Origin of the sequence: Burkholderia puraquae (assembly GCF_002099195.1) — a bacterium.
In the GTDB taxonomy this organism is placed as follows: domain Bacteria; phylum Pseudomonadota; class Gammaproteobacteria; order Burkholderiales; family Burkholderiaceae; genus Burkholderia; species Burkholderia puraquae.
The window spans coordinates 164,764-181,713 of sequence record NZ_NBYX01000008.1 but is presented as its reverse complement, the minus strand read 5'-3'; the positions used below and the strand labels follow the sequence as shown (position 1 = coordinate 181,713).

15 protein-coding genes and 1 pseudogene are annotated in these 16,950 nt (G+C 69.1%); 7 read left to right on the top strand and 9 right to left on the bottom strand.

Features of this window, described 5'->3' with window-relative positions; all coding sequences use genetic code 11:
• Positions 1 to 6: 6 nt before the first annotated feature.
• Positions 7 to 846: a universal stress protein gene (locus B7G54_RS17745; protein WP_085040241.1), complete on the bottom strand. Its 840-nt coding sequence runs from the start codon at positions 844 to 846 to the stop codon at positions 7 to 9.
• 153 nt (positions 847 to 999) lie between these two features.
• Between B7G54_RS17745 and B7G54_RS17740 the strand changes: the two genes are divergently transcribed.
• The 5 genes from B7G54_RS17740 to B7G54_RS17720 are packed head-to-tail and all read left to right on the top strand — an operon-like array spanning position 1,000 to position 6,154.
• The gene (locus tag B7G54_RS17740) at positions 1,000 to 1,536 is read left to right on the top strand and encodes a hypothetical protein (protein ID WP_085040240.1); all 537 of its coding nucleotides are present in this window, start codon (positions 1,000 to 1,002) and stop codon (positions 1,534 to 1,536) included.
• A complete protein-coding gene (locus B7G54_RS17735) occupies positions 1,526 to 2,272 on the top strand; it encodes a beta-ketoacyl-ACP reductase (RefSeq protein WP_085040239.1) in 747 nt (248 codons plus the stop codon). The genes B7G54_RS17740 and B7G54_RS17735 overlap by 11 nt, the downstream gene beginning before the upstream one ends.
• On the top strand, positions 2,269 to 4,083 hold the full coding sequence (locus tag B7G54_RS17730) for a PHA/PHB synthase family protein (protein WP_085040238.1): 1,815 nt from the start codon (positions 2,269 to 2,271) through the stop codon (positions 4,081 to 4,083). The genes B7G54_RS17735 and B7G54_RS17730 overlap by 4 nt, the downstream gene beginning before the upstream one ends.
• Positions 4,080 to 5,072, top strand: a complete 993-nt coding sequence (locus tag B7G54_RS17725) for a bifunctional enoyl-CoA hydratase/phosphate acetyltransferase (protein ID WP_085040237.1) — start codon at positions 4,080 to 4,082, stop codon at positions 5,070 to 5,072. The genes B7G54_RS17730 and B7G54_RS17725 overlap by 4 nt, the downstream gene beginning before the upstream one ends.
• Before the next feature lie 41 nt (positions 5,073 to 5,113).
• Positions 5,114 to 6,154, top strand: coding sequence for a zinc-dependent alcohol dehydrogenase family protein (locus B7G54_RS17720; protein ID WP_085040236.1), 1,041 nt, complete (start codon positions 5,114 to 5,116; stop codon positions 6,152 to 6,154).
• An 82-nt stretch (positions 6,155 to 6,236) separates the two neighbouring features.
• Here B7G54_RS17720 and B7G54_RS17715 read toward each other — a convergent pair whose 3' ends face one another.
• The 8 genes and pseudogenes from B7G54_RS17715 to B7G54_RS17680 form a co-directional block, all read right to left on the bottom strand.
• Positions 6,237 to 7,640: an MBL fold metallo-hydrolase RNA specificity domain-containing protein gene (locus B7G54_RS17715; protein ID WP_085040235.1), complete on the bottom strand. Its 1,404-nt coding sequence runs from the start codon at positions 7,638 to 7,640 to the stop codon at positions 6,237 to 6,239.
• Positions 7,641 to 7,713: 73 nt separating this feature from the next.
• A pseudogene (locus tag B7G54_RS17710) lies at positions 7,714 to 8,151 on the bottom strand (ABC transporter permease); the annotation flags it as partial.
• A gap of 28 nt (positions 8,152 to 8,179) precedes the next feature.
• Positions 8,180 to 8,368 (bottom strand): DUF2964 family protein, encoded by a 189-nt coding sequence (locus B7G54_RS17705; RefSeq protein ID WP_085040234.1) that lies wholly within the window; start codon positions 8,366 to 8,368, stop codon positions 8,180 to 8,182.
• Between the two features lie 183 nt (positions 8,369 to 8,551).
• Positions 8,552 to 9,676: an ABC transporter permease gene (locus B7G54_RS17700; protein WP_085040233.1), complete on the bottom strand. Its 1,125-nt coding sequence runs from the start codon at positions 9,674 to 9,676 to the stop codon at positions 8,552 to 8,554.
• A 2-nt stretch (positions 9,677 to 9,678) separates the two neighbouring features.
• Positions 9,679 to 12,489 (bottom strand): ribosome-associated ATPase/putative transporter RbbA, encoded by a 2,811-nt coding sequence (gene rbbA / locus B7G54_RS17695; RefSeq protein ID WP_085040232.1) that lies wholly within the window; start codon positions 12,487 to 12,489, stop codon positions 9,679 to 9,681.
• On the bottom strand, positions 12,486 to 13,559 hold the full coding sequence (locus tag B7G54_RS17690; RefSeq protein ID WP_085040231.1) for an HlyD family secretion protein: 1,074 nt from the start codon (positions 13,557 to 13,559) through the stop codon (positions 12,486 to 12,488). Before B7G54_RS17690 ends, rbbA begins: the two co-directional genes overlap by 4 nt.
• Positions 13,556 to 15,064, bottom strand: coding sequence for an efflux transporter outer membrane subunit (locus B7G54_RS17685; RefSeq protein ID WP_085040230.1), 1,509 nt, complete (start codon positions 15,062 to 15,064; stop codon positions 13,556 to 13,558). Before B7G54_RS17685 ends, B7G54_RS17690 begins: the two co-directional genes overlap by 4 nt.
• Before the next feature lie 209 nt (positions 15,065 to 15,273).
• Complete coding sequence (locus tag B7G54_RS17680; RefSeq protein ID WP_039353513.1) at positions 15,274 to 15,462, bottom strand: DUF2964 family protein; 189 nt, start codon at positions 15,460 to 15,462, stop codon at positions 15,274 to 15,276.
• 279 nt (positions 15,463 to 15,741) lie between these two features.
• On the opposite strand from B7G54_RS17680, the gene B7G54_RS17675 reads away from it, so the two are divergent.
• Both B7G54_RS17675 and B7G54_RS17670 read left to right on the top strand, forming a co-directional pair.
• Positions 15,742 to 16,389, top strand: coding sequence for a BON domain-containing protein (locus tag B7G54_RS17675; RefSeq protein ID WP_085040355.1), 648 nt, complete (start codon positions 15,742 to 15,744; stop codon positions 16,387 to 16,389).
• 38 nt (positions 16,390 to 16,427) lie between these two features.
• Entirely contained in the window at positions 16,428 to 16,937 is a 510-nt protein-coding gene (locus B7G54_RS17670; RefSeq protein ID WP_085040229.1) for a BCAM0308 family protein, read from the top strand.
• The last annotated feature ends 13 nt before the right edge of the window (positions 16,938 to 16,950 follow it).

Genomic DNA, 16,950 nt, shown 5'->3' with positions numbered 1-16,950 from the left:
CCAGGTTCAGTGCGACATCAGTACCGGCAGCGTCATCGACGCCAGCACCGTGCGCGTGGCGCCGCCCATGACCAGCTCGCGCCAGCGCGGATGGCCGTAGGCACCCATGACCAGCAGGTCGGAGCCCGTTTCGTAAGCACGTGACAGCAGCGTGTCGCCGACTGACTCGCCGGTTCCGGTGTCGATGTCGAGCACGTTCACGTCGCGCGCATGGCGCGCGAGCATCAACGCGGCATCGGCGGCCGGAATGCGCGTGGTCGCCGCTTCCGAATCGCCGTCGACCACGGCGACGACCGTCGTGCGCTTCGCATGCTCGAGAAAGGGGAGCGCGTCGTGCGCGGCGCGGGCAGCTTCGCGGCTGCCGTCCCAGGCGACGAATACCCGTTCGCCGATCGACGGGAATTCGCCGGTGTATGGCCAGAACAGCACCGGGCGACCGGCGGACAGCACGAGGTTCTCCGGAAACTGGTCGTCGATGTAGGTTTCGGGATCGTTCGGGTCGCTTTGGCCCGCAATCACGAGGTCGGCAAGACGTGCGGCGCGCGGCACGGCCACATTCGCGCGTTCGTCTGCGCGCACCCAGGTGGACGGCACCTTCGCGCGGGCCGTTTCCGCGTGAAACAGGCGCTCCAGCGCGCCGAGCCGCTCGTCGCGCTGCTCGCGTTGCGCGCGGAAATAGTCGGCGGAACCGGCCATCACGTAGAACGAATGCGGCTCCGGCGTATAGACCGCGAACAGCCCGGTGAGATGCGCACCGAAGCGCCGGGCGAGACGCAACGCGAACTCGAGACGCGAATGCGCGCGGGCGCTCGTATCGAGGTGCACGACTAGGCTTTTGTAGCTCATCGGAATCGCTCCATCGACGGATGATCCGCCAGTGCAATCCAGTCTACGAAGCAGGGTTTCCGAGTGCTTGACTCAGATCAACGGGTGCCGTGCGCCACGGTCGCACAGTGAAGCGGACGCCAATTCATCGACCGGATCGAAGGAGCGAATACGATGAGCCCCCAAGCTTTGACCACACCGAACGACGCGTGCCGCGCGGGTTGCGATCTCGCGTTGCGCATGGCCGCGCTGACCCGCGACTGGCAGCACGAATGGCATGAGCTGGCAGGGCGGCGCATCGAGCGGGACCGCGACGCGGTGCACGGCCTGCAGCAGGCGCTGACGGCGACGAACCAATGGACGGCTTTCGGCGAAACGGCCCGGCAGTTGATGCGCGACTACACGATCGCTACTGTCGCGATCTGGCAGGACGCCACCGAGCTGTGCATGCGCGGGCAGTTCGAGAGCGCGAGTGCGTGGCGCACGTGGTTGCGCGATTACGGCGCCGGCGCACTGTCGCGCTACCAGACCGACTGGTGGCCCGATCTCGGGCGGCTGGCCGTGGTCAACGAGGCGAGCATGCCGTGGCGCGACTGGATGGCCGCGTTCGAGCTCGGCATCACGGAAGCCGTCGACGCGGGCGACGACGCCACGGCCGTCCGGCGTCTCGATGGCAGCCATGCCGCGCAGGAGCACGATCATGTCCGCTAAGCGCGTCGCTTTCGTCACGGGTGGAATGGGTGGCCTCGGTGCCGCGATCAGCCGCCGCCTGCACGAGGCCGGCATGACGGTGGCGGTGTCGCACACCGAACGCAACGACCACGTCGCGACGTGGCTCACGCACGAACGCGAGGCGGGCCGCACGTTTCATGCGTACGAGGTCGACGTGGCCGACTACGAGTCGTGCCAGCATTGCGCGGCACGCGTGCTGGCCGAATTCGGGCGCGTCGACGTGCTCGTCAACAACGCCGGCATCACGCACGATGCCACCTTCGTGAAGATGACCAAGAGCATGTGGGATGCGGTGCTGCGCACCAATCTCGACGGCCTGTTCAACATGACGAAGCCGTTCGTGCCCGGGATGATTGCCGCCGGCTTCGGCCGGATCGTGAACATCGGGTCCGTGAACGGGGAGCGAGGCGCGTACGGGCAGGCGAACTACGCGGCCGCGAAAGCCGGCATCCACGGTTTCACGAAGTCGCTGGCGCTCGAACTCGCGCGGCACGGCATCACGGTCAACACGGTGGCCCCTGGCTACCTGGCCACCGCGATGCTCGAGTCGGTGCCGAAGGAAGTGCTCGACACGAAGATCCTGCCGCAGATTCCGGCCGGTCGCCTCGGCGACCCCGATGAAATCGCCGCGCTCGTCGCCTTCCTGTGTTCCGACGCGGCGGCGTTTGCGACAGGCGCCGAATTCGACGTCAACGGCGGCATGTACATGCGATGAAAGCGTCCGTCATCCGCGCGCCGCTCGTGCGCGAATCGAGGCAGCAACCCGATCCGGACCGGCAGAAAACCGGCACGCCCGAATGCGCGCCGGCCGAGGCGACGCCCGCCGAACGATGGAACCGCGCCGCGCATGCCAACGTCGCCGCGATGACCTTCGGGCTGTCGCCCGTGTCGCTCGCGCTGGCCATGCTCGACTGGGGCGCGCATCTGGCGGTGTCGCCGGGCAAGTGCTTCGAACTCGCGACGCAGGCGTGGATGGCGGCCGCGCCCGCGGCGGCGGAGAACGGCGCGGCGGACGACGCAGACACGGACGGCCTGGCCGTGCATGCGGGGCGCGCCGATCCCCGTTTCGCCGCGCCCGCCTGGTCGGGCTGGCCGTTTTGCGCGTATCGCGACGGCTTCCTGTCGGTCCAGCGCTGGTGGCGCGACGCGACGCGCGGCGTGCCGGGTGTCGAGCGGCACCATGAGGAGCTGGTCGGTTTCGCCGCGCGTCAATGGCTCGACGCGTGCTCGCCCGGCAACTTTCTGGCGACCAATCCGGTCGCGCTCGACGCGACGATGCGCAGCGGCGGCGCGAACCTCGCGGCGGGCGCGCGGCACTGGCTCGACGATGCGAACGCGTGGCTCGATCGCGCCGGCGGCACGCGTGGCCGCGACGCGCGTGCGTACCTGCCGGGGCGCGACGTGGCGATTACGCCGGGCCGGGTCGTGTGGCGCAACGCATTGTGCGAGCTGCTGCAATACGACCCGGCGACACCGCGCGTCGCGCGCGAGCCGATCCTGATCGTGCCGTCGTGGATCATGAAGTACTACATCCTCGATCTGCAGCCGCACGATTCGCTGATCCGTTTCCTGGTCGATGCGGGCTATACCGTGTTTGCGGTGTCATGGCGCAATCCGGGCGCGGAAGCGCGCGATCTCGGGCTCGACGATTACCTGCGCGACGGCTGCCTGGCCGCGCTCGACGTCGTCCGGTCGATCTGCGGCGAGGCGGTCCATGCGGCCGGCTATTGCCTCGGCGGCACGCTGCTGGCAATCGGCGCGGCGGCGCTCGCACGCGACGGGCGGCAACACGGCGCACTGCGATCCGTCACGTTGCTCGCGGCCGAGACCGATTTCAGCGAACCTGGCGAACTCGGCCTGTTCATCGACGCGAGCGAACTGTCCGCACTCGATGCACTGATGTGGCGGCAGGGCTACCTGGACGGCGCGCAGATGTCCGCCGCGTTCGAACTGCTGAACGCGCGCGACCTGATCTGGTCCCGGATGATGAGCGAATACCTGCTCGGCAAGCGCACGAAGCCGAACGACCTGATGTCGTGGAATGCGGACACCACGCGCATGCCGTACCGCATGCATTCGGAATACCTGACCCGGCTGTTCCTCGACAACGATCTCGCGGCAGGCCGCTACTGCGTCGACGGGCGGCCGGTCGCGCTGTCGGATCTCGACGTGCCGACGTTCGTGGTGGGCACCGAGCGCGATCACGTCTCGCCGTGGCACTCCGTCTACAAGCTCCATCTGCTGACTCACCATGCATTGACTTTCGTGCTGACGGCAGGCGGCCACAACGCGGGCATCGTGTCGGAACCCGGTCATCCGGGCCGCCACTACCGCTGCGCGACCCGCGAACCGGGCGCGCCGTACCGCAGCCCGCGCGCATTCGTGCACGACACGCCCGCAGTGGACGGATCGTGGTGGACCTGCTGGCGCGACTGGCTGCATGCGCGCTCGTCGGGCGACGTGCCGGCTCGCACGCCGGCCGCCGGGCTTGCCGCGGCACCCGGCGCCTACGTGTTCGAGACATGAACGGGCACCGCTACCCGGATGCAAGCGGCGGCGCGTGCCTGCCCGGCCTGCTGCCGCGTGCGGACGGCGCGCTGCCTGGGCTGATCGCGCGGGCACGCAACGCGCCGCCGCTCGTCGTTGCCGTCGTGCATCCGTGCGACGCAACCAGTCTCGTCGCGCTGGCCGAGCTCGGCGCGTCGCCTCTCGGGACCGCGATCGAGCCGCTGATCGTCGCACCGCGCGACAAGGTGCTGCGTGTCGCGCACGATGCGGGCGTCGATCTTTCGCCGTGGACGATCGAGGACGTGCCGCACAGCCATGCGGCAGCAGCCCGCGCGGTCGAACTCGCGGCGGCCGGCCGCGCCGGCGCGCTGATGAAGGGCAGCCTGCATACGGACGAGCTGATGGGCGCAGTCGTCGCCGCCGAATCAGGGCTGCGCACCGACAAGCGGATGTCCCACTGTTTCCTGATCGAGACACCGGCGTATCCGCGGCCGTTCATCCTGACCGACGCGGCGGTGAACATCGCGCCGGACCTCGCGCAGAAGGCGGCCATCACGCAGAACGCGATCGACGTCGCGCATGCGCTGGGCGTGGCGTGCCCGCGCGTGGCCGTGCTGTGTGCGGTCGAGACCGTCAATCCGGCGATGCGCTCGACGCTCGACGCGGCGGCGCTCGCGAAGATGGCCGAGCGCGGCCAGCTCACGGGCGCGATCGTCGACGGCCCGCTCGCATTCGACAACGCGATCTCGCTGCGGGCGGCGCGCGACAAGGGGATCGATTCGCCGGTCGCCGGCTGCGCCGACATCCTGGTCGTGCCCGACATCGAAGCGGGCAACCTGCTCGCGAAGCAGCTCGAATACCTCGGGGGTGCCGTCAGCGCAGGCATCGTCGTGGGCGCGCGCGTACCGATCGTGCTGACGAGCCGCGCCGACGGCGCTGCCGTCCGGGTCGCGTCCTGCGCACTCGCGATGGTGCTGGCACAGGTGCGGCATGCGCCGCCGTCCTGATGAGCGAACCTGCAACCCATTCTTTCGATGGAGGAACCACGATGAAAGCACTCGTCTACCACGGCCCGGGGCGCAAGGCGCTCGAGGAACGGCCGATGCCGGAACTGCAGTCGCCCACCGACGCGCTCGTGCGCGTGACGCGCACGACGATCTGCGGCACCGACCTGCACATCCTCAAGGGGGACGTGCCGACCTGCGAACCCGGCCGCATTCTCGGCCACGAGGGCGTCGGCATCGTCGAGCAGGTCGGTGCCGCCGTCGACGCGCTGAAGCCGGGCGATCACGTGCTGATTTCCTGCATCTCGTCATGCGGCCGCTGCGAATATTGCCGCCGCGGCCTGTATTCGCATTGCACGACCGGCGGCTGGATCCTCGGGAACCGGATCGACGGCACGCAGGCCGAGTACGTGCGCATCCCGCATGCGCAGACGAGCCTCTACCGGATTCCGCCAGGCGCGGACGAGGAGGCGCTCGTGATGCTGTCCGACATCCTGCCGACCGGGTTCGAATGCGGCGTGCTGAACGGCAAGGTGCAGCCGGGCTGTTCGGTCGCGATCGTCGGCGCGGGCCCGATCGGGCTGGCGGCGCTGCTGACCGCGCAGTTCTACTCGCCCGCGCAGATCATCATGATCGATCCGGACAGCAACCGGCTGGACGTGGCGCGGCGCTTCGGCGCGACCGAGTGCTTCGACGGCCGCACCGGCGACCCGGTGGCGGACGTGATGAAGCTGACCGATGGCGTCGGCGTGGATTGCGCGATCGAGGCGGTCGGGATTCCGGCGACGTTCGAGATGTGCACGTCACTGGTGGCGCCGGGCGGCGTGGTTGCGAACGTCGGCGTGCACGGGGTCAAGGCCGACCTGCACCTCGAGAAACTGTGGGATCGCAACATCTCGATCACGACCCGGCTCGTCGACACGGTCAGCACGCCGATGCTGCTGAAGACCGTGCGTGCCGGGCGCCTCGATCCGAAACACCTGATCACGCACCGGTTCTCGCTCGACGACGTCGAGCGCGCGTACGACACGTTCGGCCGCGCGGCGCAGACGCAGGCGCTGAAGGTCATCATCGAAGTCGGTTGATGGCCCGGTTGATGGCCCGGTAGCGCGCGGCGGGAACCGGCATGCGACACCCGGTTCCCGCCCCGTCCGGTTAGTTACGCCGTCAGGAGGACAGTGCGGCAGGCTCGCGTGTGCCGCCGGATTCGACCGCATCGAGATCGACGCACTGCGCATACACCGGCACCTCGCACGCCCAGTGCAGCCGCTCCGCGATGCGCCGCCGCATCGCATCGGCCGCGGCCGGCTCGCCGTGCGTGACGAAGGTCCGCACGGGCGCGCGCTGCATCGTGCCGAGCCAGCGGAGAATCTCTTCATAGTCGGCATGCGCGGAGAGCGTCGTGATCGACTCGACCTGCGCGCGCACGCGCACGTACTCGCCGTGGATCTTCAGTGTCGGCTCGTGCGCGGCCAGCGCCGCGCCGCGCGTGCCGGCCGCCTGGTAGCCGACCAGCGCGATCGTGTTGCGCGCATCGGGTGCGTAGCGGCTCAGGTGGTGCAGCACGCGGCCGCCCGTCGCCATCCCGCTGCCCGCGATGATGACCATCGGGCCCTGATGGTCGGCGATCGCCTTCGACTGCTCGACCGACCGGATCATCGTGGCCGCGTGGCCGAGTGCGTTCGCTTCGGAAGGCGTCAACCGGTGTTCGAGAATATGGTGGCGATAGATCTCGGTCACGTCGGTGGCCATCGGGCTGTCGACGAACACCGGAACGCGTGCCATCCGGCCCGACGCCTTCAGGCGCGCGATGTAGTGCAGGATTTCCTGCGCGCGGCCGACGGTGAAGCAGGGCATCACGACCACGCCGCCGCGCGCGAAGGTCTTGTCGAACATCGCAGCCAGTTCGCTCTCGGGGTCCGAATCCGGATGCAGCCGGTCGCCGTACGTCGATTCGACGACCAGGTAGTCCGCGTGCGCGGGTGCCAGCGGCGGCTGCATGATCGGGTCGTGATAGCGGCCAAGGTCGCCCGAGAATGCGAGCACCTTGTGATCCCAGTGCATCACGACGCTCGCCGCGCCCAGAATGTGTCCGGCCGGCAGCAGGCGGAACGCCAGGCCGTCGCCGAGCGCGGTGCATTCGTCGAACGCGACGGGCTTCAGCAGGTGCAGCGCGCGCTGCGCGTCGTCCAGCGTGTAGAGCGGTTGCGCCGGATGATGCTTCGAGTAGCCGTGGCGGTTCGCGAAGTCGGCTTCTTCCTCCTGCAGCCGCGCGCTGTCGCGCAGCATGATGTCGCAGAGTTCGGCCGTGGCCGCCGTGCAGTACACCGGCCCGCGATAGCCTTCGCGCGCCAGCACCGGCAGATAGCCGGTATGGTCGATATGCGCGTGCGTGAGCACGACCGCGTCGAGCGTGTCGGGCGCGACCGGCAATGGGCTCCAGTTGCGCAGCCGCAGGTTCTTGGTGCCCTGGAACAGGCCGCAGTCGACCAGCACGCGGCGCTTGCCGTGCTCGACCAGGTACTTCGAGCCGGTCACGGTTTCGGTCGCGCCGAGAAAAGTCAGTTTCATGGATCGCCTCACCGGGAGTCGAGGGAGCAGTGAATCGATTACAGCGCGGATCCGCGTGAAGCGATTGACGGAAATCAGGGATTGCCGTTTCCGTGCCCGGGGCGGGCGGGTTTGTCGTCCGCGCCTGCAGCATCGTCGGTCGGCCGAGCAGGCTCGCATCGTCCAGGCCGACGATCGTCACCGCCTGGTAGGTGCCGGAGCGCAGCTTGACGAGCGCGGCGCCGGAGTAGAGCGGCACCGCATACTTGACGCCGTCGATGCTGCGTACCGCGTCGAGCACGTAGTCGGGCATGCCAATGCTGTTCGCGATCGTCTTCACGGCAGGGTCCATCACCCACATCTTCGCGCCGATGTTGATCACGGACGCCGACGACTTGTTCAGGATCCCGGCGAACAGCGACGTCATCTCGATCATCAGCAGCACCGAGAACGTGATGCCGATGGTCAGCGCGGTGAACTTCGCGCTGTCGTTCACGAGCAGCTTGAACGCGAGGCGAAGGATGCCGTTCATGATGGGGCGTGAGCCGGGTACGAGCGCATCATGAATGCTCGCCGGCGCCCGGATCCGGCTGCGCGACGAAGGCGGCGCTGCCCGCCACCAGCGCGACGATCGCGTACGGAAGCACATGCACCCCGACCAGCATCGCGTGCACGACGCCCAGCAGCGACGCGAGTGCGACGAACACGCCGAGCGTGGCCAGAACGATCCGGAAGGGCAGGCGCATCATGACGTTCTCCAGGGAGGCGGCCGCCGGCCGCCCGTGAGCGCGATGCCGCGTGGCCGCGATCGCGGCCGCTACGGATTGCGCAAGTCGTGACGTCATGATCGCGTGAAGGGTTCCGGCACGGTTGATCTGTATCAACGGACGAATCCGGGCGCCGCGCGGGCATCCGGCCGCTCACCCGGCCGCTTACGCCATCTGCGCGATCGTCTTGCGGAAGCGCATCAGCGACAGCAGGAACAGCGTGCAACCGATCGCGAACAGCACCGCGAACTGGATCCAGACCGCATCGAGGCCGGCCCCCCGGTACAGGATGCGTTGCGCGAGTTCGACGAAATGCGTGGTCGGCGCGGCCAGCATGACGTCCTGCACCGCGACCGGCATGCTCTCGCGCGGCGTCAGCCCGCCCGACAGCAACTGCAGCGGCAGCAGCACGAGCACCAGCAGCATCCCGAACTGCGGCATGCTGCGCACGAGGGTCGCGAGAAAGATGCCCATCGACGTCGTCGCGAACAGGTGCAGCGCCATCCCGGCCACGAACAGCGGGATGGAGCCCGGAATCGGCACGTGCAGCGCCCCGCCCACGACCAGCGTCAGCGACGCGACGGCCGCCACCGTGACGACGAGCCCCATCGACCAGACCTTCGCAAGCATGATCTCCGCCGCCGTCACCGGCATCACGAGCAGGTGCTCGATCGTGCCGTGCTCGCGCTCGCGGATCAGCGCGGCCCCGGTGAGGATCATCGACAGCATCGTCACGTTGTTGATCAGCTCCATCAGCGCGCCGAACCACACTTCGTCGAGATTCGGGTTGAAGCGCATCCGCATCGCGAGATCGACGGGCGGCGACGATGCGCCGCGATAGCGCCGCACGAATGCATCGATTTCGCCCGACACGATCTGCTGCACGTAGCCGCCGCCGGTAAACGCCTGCGTCATGCGGGTCGCGTCGACGTTGAGCTGGATCGTCGCAGGGCGGCCGGCGAGCACGTCGCGCTGGAAATCCGGCGGAATGTCGAGCGAGAACGTGTAGTCGCCGTTGTCGAGGCCGCGGTCGGCCGCGGCCGCGCCGACGATCGGCGGCGGCGCGAACTGCGGCGGGAAGAACGCCGCGGCGATGCGCGCGGACAGCGGCGATGCGTCTTCGTCGACGATCGCGATCGGTACCTTGTGCAGCGTTTCCGGGCGCGCGGTGGCGGCGACGTAGATCGACGCGCTGAACGTGTAGACGATCAGCACGAGCAGGATCGGATCGCGGGCGAGGCTCCAGAGCTCCTTGACCCCCAGCCGGAAAATGACGAGCAGGCGCGACATGGTCAGCGCTCCTGTTTGCGCAGCAGCACGGCGGTCAGGACCAGGATGGCGGGCGCCGCCGCGAGCAGCGGCCAGAACTGCGACGACAGGTCGGCCAGGCCGAGTGCCTTGTTGAACACGCCGCGGCTGATCGCGAGCATGTAGGTGGCCGGGTAGACCGCGCCGATCCACTTGCCGGCGCCTTCCAGCGACGACAGCGGCGTGAGCAGCCCGGAAAATTGCACGACGGGAATCAGCGTGCCGACGATTGTCATGAAGATCGCGGCGATCTGGCTGCGGGTGAATGTCGAGGCGAACAGCCCGATGCCCGTCGCCACCACGTTGAAGACCAGCACCGCGGCCGCGAGCGTGAAGAAACTGCCCTTGATCCGCACGCCGAACGCGACGTCGGCCAGCACGACCATCAGCAGGAAGTTCAGCATGGCCAGCATCACGTAGGGCGCCTGCTTGCCGAGCAGGAATTCGGCCCGTGTGACGGGCGTCACGTACAGGTTGACGATCGACCCGAGCTCCCGTTCGCGGACGACGGCCAGCGCCGTCAGCATCGCGGGCAGCATCAGCAGCAGCATCGGCATGATGGCCGGAATCATCGCCGGCAGGCTCCTGACGTCGGGGTTGTAGCGATAGCGCACGGCGATCTCGACGGCCGGCGCGAGCGACGCGCCGAGCCGGCGCTTCGCCTGGTCGCGCAGCCAGTTCTCGTGCATGCCGGCGACATAGCCGCGGATCGTCTCCGCGCGCATCGGCATCGCGCCGTCGATCCACGCGCCGATCTCGACGCGCCGGCCGTGCGCGACGTCGCGGGCGAAACCGGGCGGAATCTCGATCGCGAGCGACAACTGGCCGTTGCGCATGCGCCGGTCGATGTCGCGATCGTCCACGAGCGGTGCGCGCGGCACGAAGTAGCGGGAGCCGGCGAGGTTCTGCGCGTAGTCCTGGCTGAGGATCGACTGGTCGCGGTCGAGCACCGCGAACGTCAGGTTGTCGACGTCGAGGCTGATGCCGATGCTGATCACGCACATCAGGACGAGCGATCCGAACAGCGCCAGCGTCGCACGCAGCGGGTCGCGGCGCAGCTCCAGCACTTCGCGCCACAGGTAGCTGCCGGCGCGTGCGGGGCTGAACCACGCGGTTGCGCGGCCATCACCGGCACGGGTGTCGGCGGCGGCGTCGGGCGGCGCGCTCAGCCAGCCCGCATCGGACGCCTCGTCCATCGGCGCGCCGTTCGCTTGCTGCGCATCGGTCAGGTAGGCGATGAACGCCTCCTCGAGCGAGCCGGCGCCGCGCGTGCGCACGAGTTCCGCGGGGGCGGCGCTGGCGAGCACCCGGCCCGCGTGCATCAGCGAGATGCGATCGCAGCGCTCGGCTTCGTTCATGAAGTGCGTCGAGATGAAGATCGTGACGCGATCGAGCCGGGCAAGCTCGATCATCAGCCGCCAGAAATCGTCCCGCGCGACCGGATCCACGCCGGAAGTCGGCTCGTCGAGGATCAGCAGCTCGGGCTTGTGCACCATCGCTACCGCGAGGGACAGCCGCTGCCGCATGCCGAGCGGCAGGCGTTCGGGCAACGCGTCGAGCGAGCCGGCCAGCCCGAAACGCTCGGCCATTTCGGCGACCCGCCCCGGGACGTCCGCCTCCGGTACGCCGAACAGGCGCGCATGCAGCACGAGGTTCTGCTGCACGGTCAGCTCGCCGTACAGCGAAAATCCTTGCGACATGTAGCCGACCCGCCGGCGCGTGTCGATGTCGTCCGCGGCGACCGGCTGGCCGAACAGCGTCGCCGTGCCTTCCGACGCGGGGAGCAGCCCGGTGAGCATCTTCATCGTCGTCGACTTGCCGCACCCGTTGGAGCCGAGGAAGCCGAAGATCTCGCCGCGACGGATCTGCAGGCTGACGTGATCGACCGCGACGAAATCGCCGAATCGCATCGTCAGGCCGTCGGCCTCGATCGCGTAGCCGGCGGCGGCATCGGGCTGGAACGGCGCGATCCGGATCGGCTGGTGCCCGCGCCGCTGCGCGTCGGGGAGCAACGCGACGAACGCATCCTCGAGCGTGCCGCAGCCGGTGCGGGCCAGCAGCTCGTCCGGGCTGCCGGTTGCCAGCACGCGCCCGGCGTCCATCGCGATCAGCCGGTCGAACCGCCGGGCCTCGTCCATGTACGCGGTGGCCACCAGCACGCTCATCGCCGGACGGGCGGCGCGAATGCGCCCGATCAGCTCCCAGAACTGGGCGCGCGACAGCGGATCGACGCCGGTCGTCGGTTCGTCGAGGATCAGCAGGTCCGGATCGTGGATCAGCGCGCAGCACAGGCCGAGCTTCTGCTTCATGCCGCCGGACAGTTTGCCGGCGGGCCGATCGAGGAACGGGTGCAGGCCGGTGCTGTGCGTGAGCGCGTCGATCCGGCGGCGCCGCTCCGCCGCGTCGTGGCCGAACAGCCGCGCGAAGAACTGCAGGTTTTCCTCGACGGACAGCGTCGCGTACAGGTTCCGGCCCAGGCCCTGCGGCATATAGGCGATGCGCCGGCAGACCCGCGCGCGATGACGGCGTGACGACAGGTCGCCGCCGAGGGTCCATACGCGCCCCTGCTGGATCGCGCGTGCGCCGGACACGAGCGCGAGCAGGCTCGACTTGCCGACGCCGTCCGGCCCGATCAGCCCGATCATGCGGCCGGCCGGGATGTCGAGCGTCACGTCGTCGAGCGCGGCCTTGTCGCCGTAGCGCAGCGAAACGCCGGACAGGCGTGCGACCGGCGCGGGAACCGGCGGACCTTCGGTCGCGCCTGCGCCGGTATCGGCCGGGAGCGTCGATTTCATTGGGGAACCTTGATCGCGAGGCGCGCGGGCCACGCGGCGTGCGGATCGGCCTTCAGCCACGCGACGCCCGGCAGCCCGGTCTTGACGAGCTTCAGGTGGCGCTGCAACAGGTCGCGGTCGATGCGCGCCTTCACCCGGAACATCAGCTTCTGCCGTTCGGTGGCCGTCTCGACCGTTTTCGGCGTGAATTGCGCGGTGCTCGACACGTACGACACGCGGGCCGGGATCACATACTCCGGCGCCGCATCGAGCACGATCCGCACGTCGGCGCCGAGCGGCACCCGGCCGACGACCGTCTCGGGCAGGAAGAACGTCATGTAGACGTCCGACAGGTCGACCACGTTGAGCACCTTGCCGCCGGCCGGCAGCACTTCGCCCGATTCGGCCACGCGATACTGCACGCGCCCGTCGCGCGGCGATGTCAGGTCGCTGTCCGAGATGTCGGCCTGCACGCGCGCGACCGTCGCCTGTGCGGCCGTCACGGCGGAGCGCGCGGCGACGAGCTGGGCGCGGGTCGCGTCGATCGCGGCCTGCGCGGCCTGCACCTGCGCGCGTGCCGCATTCACGGTGGCCCGCAGGCTGCCGGCGCGCGCGCGGTCGTCGTCGAGCTCCTGCATCGACGACGCGCCGTCGCGCGACAGCGTCTCGGAGCGCGCGAGCCGCCGCGTCGCCGCATCCAGTTCGCTTTCCCGCTGGACGACGACGGCCTCGGCCGCCGCCTTGTCGCTGCGCCGCTGCGCGACCTGCGCGTCGATGCTCGCCGCCGTGTTCACCGCCTGCTGCTCCCGGGCGCGCGCTTCGTCGAGCTGGGCCTGCAGGACGACGACGTCCATGCGCGCGAGCGGCTGGCCGGCCGTCACGAAGTCGCCTTCGTCGACGAGCATCGCGGTGACGCGCCCCGGCAGCTTGGTCGCGACGTCGATCTCGGTCGCTTCGATACGGCCGTTGCCGCTCACGAGGCCGGCATCGGCCTGTCCGTCATGCCAGCGCGTCCATCCGAAATACGTGATGCCGATCGCGAGCACGGCGACGCCTGCCCCGATCAGAAGAGGGCGCTTGAGGGTTTTCATCGTAGGGAATCCGGATTCGTCGATTCGTTGGTCGGTGGCGCGGCGGCAGTGTCGCTGTCGTGCGTGGCGCCGCCGAGCGCGCCATAGAGCGCGACGCGGCTCGACAGCAGCGCTCGACGCGTCATCACCCATTGCTGCTCCGCGTTCATCAGGTCGCGCTGCGCGTCGAGCACCTCGAGGAACCGGGTCGCGCCGCTGTCGTAGCGCAGCTTCGCTAGGCGGGCCCGTTCGGCTTGCGAATCCAGCGTGGCGCGCTCGATGCGCACCTCGTCTGCCAGCCAGTAACGGGACGCGAGCGCATCGGACACGTCGCGAAACGCGCCCTGGATCGTCCGCTCGTAGCGCGCGAGCGCTTCGTCGCGCTGCGCGTGCGCCAGCGCGAGATTCGAGCGGTTGCGGCCGCCGTCGATCAGCGGCAGCGTCACGTTCGGAACCACCGACCAGACGCCGGTACTCGATGTCAGGAGGTCATGCAGCGCGCTGCTGCCCGAGCCGATCGAGCTCGTCAGCGCGATGCGCGGAAAGAACGCGGCGCGCGCCGCGCCGATGTTCGCGCGGGTTGCCTGCAGTTCGTGCTCGGCCGCAATCACGTCCGGCCGCCGGGCAAGCAGCGACGAGGGCAGGCCGGGGGCGAGCGACGGCGCGACGGCGCCGTCGTCGAGCGTGAGCGGCGTGCTCGCCAGTTCCGGCGGTGCGCCGACCAGCAGGGCCAGTGCATCGGCCGCCGACGCACGCCCCTGTTGCAGCTGGGCGCCGAGGGACTCCGCCTGCTGCAGCAGGATCTCGGCCTGCGTCAGGTCGAGGCGGGAGATCGCGCCGGCTGCGTGGCGAAGCCGGAAAATCCGCAGCGACTCGCGTCGCGTGTCGATCGTCGCGCGGGTCAGCGCGATGCGCTCGTCGTATTCGCACAGTGTCAGATACGCGTTGGCGACCGACGTGATCACGCTCAGCGTGGCGGCGCGCCGGGCAGCATCGCTCGCGAGATAGCGCTGCAGCGCCGCGTCCTTCAGGTTGCGAACACGTCCCCAGAAATCGAGTTCCCATTGCGTCTCGGCCAGCTGGACCTCGTAGACCTGGCCGATGAACGGGGCGGGCGTGAGGAACCCGGCCGGTGCGCGAAACCGCGCATAGGCCGCACCGGCGCCGATCGTCGGCCACTGGTCCGCTCGGCGGATGCCATACGCGGCGCGCGCCTGTTCGACGCGCGCGACGGCCGCACGCAGGTCGCGATTGTTGGCCAGCGCCTGCGCGATCAGCGCGCGAAGGCGCGTATCGACGAAGTAGTCCCGCCACGCGGGCACCGGCGCAGCCTCGGCCTCAGCCGCGGGCGTGGCGCCGGCCGACGGATCCGGAAAGGCGGCCGGGATCGGCGCGGCGGGACGCCGGTCCGGCGGTGCGAGCGACAGGCATCCGGACAGCAGGCCGATACCCGTTGCGAGCGCAACGAAACGCACGTACCGGAAAGCTGCGATGCGGAACACGACGGGAAGCGCGAAGGCGCGCATGGAAAGCCTCGGCGAATACGGGAACGCAGGATGGCGCCGCCTCGTGGCGTCGCCGCTTCGGGTTCACTTATATCCGACGAATGACGCTCTTACCCTTGATCTGCATCACTTCGGCGGGAATGCGTTTCGAGCGGTGCTTCGGTTGACAGGCACGCCGGAAAATGGCCCCGCGCCGGCGGGTTGCGCCGCGCCCGACGCGGTCGCGCGCGTCACGGCCGGTCGCCCGGGGCGAGGTTCAGCAGGACGACGAACGAGAGGATGCTCAGGATCAGCGTGACGATCGAGTATCTGAAAACCCGTTCGTCGAACAGCATGCCGTGAATGATGCCGGCCAGCGATGCGAGCGCGATGAATACGCTGAGCGTCGCGAGCGCGATTCGGTATTGCCTGCGGTTCATGACGGTCTCCCGGGGAGCGGCTGTCGCAACGATGCGAAACGGACGAGACGCCACGGACTTCGGGGCGTCCGGGGTCATGATCGCGTCGCGCCCCGTCACACGCTTGATCTGCGTCAACGAAAAAATCCGGCTTGAGCGCGCGCGACGGCGGCTGCCGCCAGCACGCCGTTGATTGATCCTCGTCAACCCGCGGGCGCCGCCGTGCGCGATGCTGAATCCGGTGCGGCCCCATCGCCGATCGCGAATGTCGCGACCGGCACCGCCCGACGGGAGACGGAAATGAAGTCCGATGCAGCACTCAAGCACGATGTCGAGCAGGCGCTGTTCTGGAATCCGGCGATCGATGCACGGCGGATCGACGTCGACGTACGCGACCGGATCGTGACGTTGCGCGGCACGGTCGACAGCTGGGCGCAGAAGCTCGAGGCGCAGAAGACGGCGCTGCACGTCGAGGATGCGCGCGCGCTGGTGCTCGAACTGAACGTCACGCCGCCGGAGAACGCGTGCGCGGATCAGGAACTGGCGATCGCGATCACGTTCGCGCTCGGCTGGCAGGAGGCGCTGCGCGATCACAAGATCCGCGTCGAGGTCGATCACGGTTGCGTGACGCTCGACGGCGAAGTCGATCATGCATACCAGAGTCGGGCGGCGGAGAAGATGGTGAGCCGGATGATCGGTGTCGTCGGCGTCGCGAACCGGATCCGGGTGCGAACGGACCACACGGTGCCGGACGTCGGCACGCGGATCGCCGAAGCGCTTGCGCGTCGCGCGCAGCGCGAATCCGCGGGCATTGCGATCGACGCGGCCGACGGCGTCGTCACGTTGACGGGCAAGGTCGCGTCGCTCGCCGAAAGGCGCGCCGCGTGCGGTGCGGCCGCGGCGGTGAGAGGTGTCCGGGAGGTCGTCGATCGGCTAACCGTCGCCTGACGGCTGGCCCGTGCTGTCTATTGCGAGGAGAAGCAGTCATGAACCGTTCGAATTCCGGCCCCGGCCGAAACCCTCTGCGCCGCGACAAGCGCATGCAGCCGCATACGAAGGACAGTTATCGCGATCCGAAGCGGCCCACAGGCGACCGGATTTGCGAGGGCTGCGGCGCCGTGTGCGACGCAGGCCGATGGACGTGGTACGCGACGCCGCTCGACCGGCGTCAACTCGAATGCCCGGCCTGCAAGCGCATGCGAGAAAACGTGCCGGCGGGCGAGCTGGTGTTGCGCGGCGCGTACCTGCGCGCGCACCGGGCGACGATTCTCGACCTGCTCGAGCGTCAGGCTGATCTGGAGATGAGCGAACACGCGCTCGAACGCATCATGGAAATCGAGAAATCCGCCGATACGCTCGTTGTCCGCACGACGGGCGTGCACATGGTGCGACGGCTGGGGGAAGCGTTGCTGCACGCGCATCACGGCGATCTCGCGCTCAACTACCGCGACGGCGAGGACATGCTGCGTGCGCAATGGACGCGCGACGATGCATGAACGGCGGTGTGTC

Excerpts from the sequence above, each read along its gene's own strand:
- B7G54_RS17675 (WP_085040355.1), top strand. The coding sequence starts at position 15,742 with ATGAAGTCCGATGCAGCACTCAAGCACGATGTCGAGCAGGCGCTGTTC.
- rbbA (WP_085040232.1), bottom strand. The coding sequence starts at position 12,489 with ATGAAATCGACGCTCCCGGCCGATACCGGCGCAGGCGCGACCGAAGGT.
- B7G54_RS17690 (WP_085040231.1), bottom strand. The coding sequence starts at position 13,559 with ATGAAAACCCTCAAGCGCCCTCTTCTGATCGGGGCAGGCGTCGCCGTG.
- B7G54_RS17740 (WP_085040240.1), top strand. The coding sequence starts at position 1,000 with ATGAGCCCCCAAGCTTTGACCACACCGAACGACGCGTGCCGCGCGGGT.
- B7G54_RS17715 (WP_085040235.1), bottom strand. The coding sequence starts at position 7,640 with ATGAAACTGACTTTTCTCGGCGCGACCGAAACCGTGACCGGCTCGAAG.
- B7G54_RS17700 (WP_085040233.1), bottom strand. The coding sequence starts at position 9,676 with ATGTCGCGCCTGCTCGTCATTTTCCGGCTGGGGGTCAAGGAGCTCTGG.
- B7G54_RS17705 (WP_085040234.1), bottom strand. The coding sequence starts at position 8,368 with ATGATGCGCCTGCCCTTCCGGATCGTTCTGGCCACGCTCGGCGTGTTC.
- B7G54_RS17725 (WP_085040237.1), top strand. The coding sequence starts at position 4,080 with ATGAACGGGCACCGCTACCCGGATGCAAGCGGCGGCGCGTGCCTGCCC.
- B7G54_RS17745 (WP_085040241.1), bottom strand. The coding sequence starts at position 846 with ATGAGCTACAAAAGCCTAGTCGTGCACCTCGATACGAGCGCCCGCGCG.
- B7G54_RS17730 (WP_085040238.1), top strand. The coding sequence starts at position 2,269 with ATGAAAGCGTCCGTCATCCGCGCGCCGCTCGTGCGCGAATCGAGGCAG.
- B7G54_RS17680 (WP_039353513.1), bottom strand. The coding sequence starts at position 15,462 with ATGAACCGCAGGCAATACCGAATCGCGCTCGCGACGCTCAGCGTATTC.
- B7G54_RS17735 (WP_085040239.1), top strand. The coding sequence starts at position 1,526 with ATGTCCGCTAAGCGCGTCGCTTTCGTCACGGGTGGAATGGGTGGCCTC.
- B7G54_RS17670 (WP_085040229.1), top strand. The coding sequence starts at position 16,428 with ATGAACCGTTCGAATTCCGGCCCCGGCCGAAACCCTCTGCGCCGCGAC.
- B7G54_RS17685 (WP_085040230.1), bottom strand. The coding sequence starts at position 15,064 with ATGCGCGCCTTCGCGCTTCCCGTCGTGTTCCGCATCGCAGCTTTCCGG.
- B7G54_RS17720 (WP_085040236.1), top strand. The coding sequence starts at position 5,114 with ATGAAAGCACTCGTCTACCACGGCCCGGGGCGCAAGGCGCTCGAGGAA.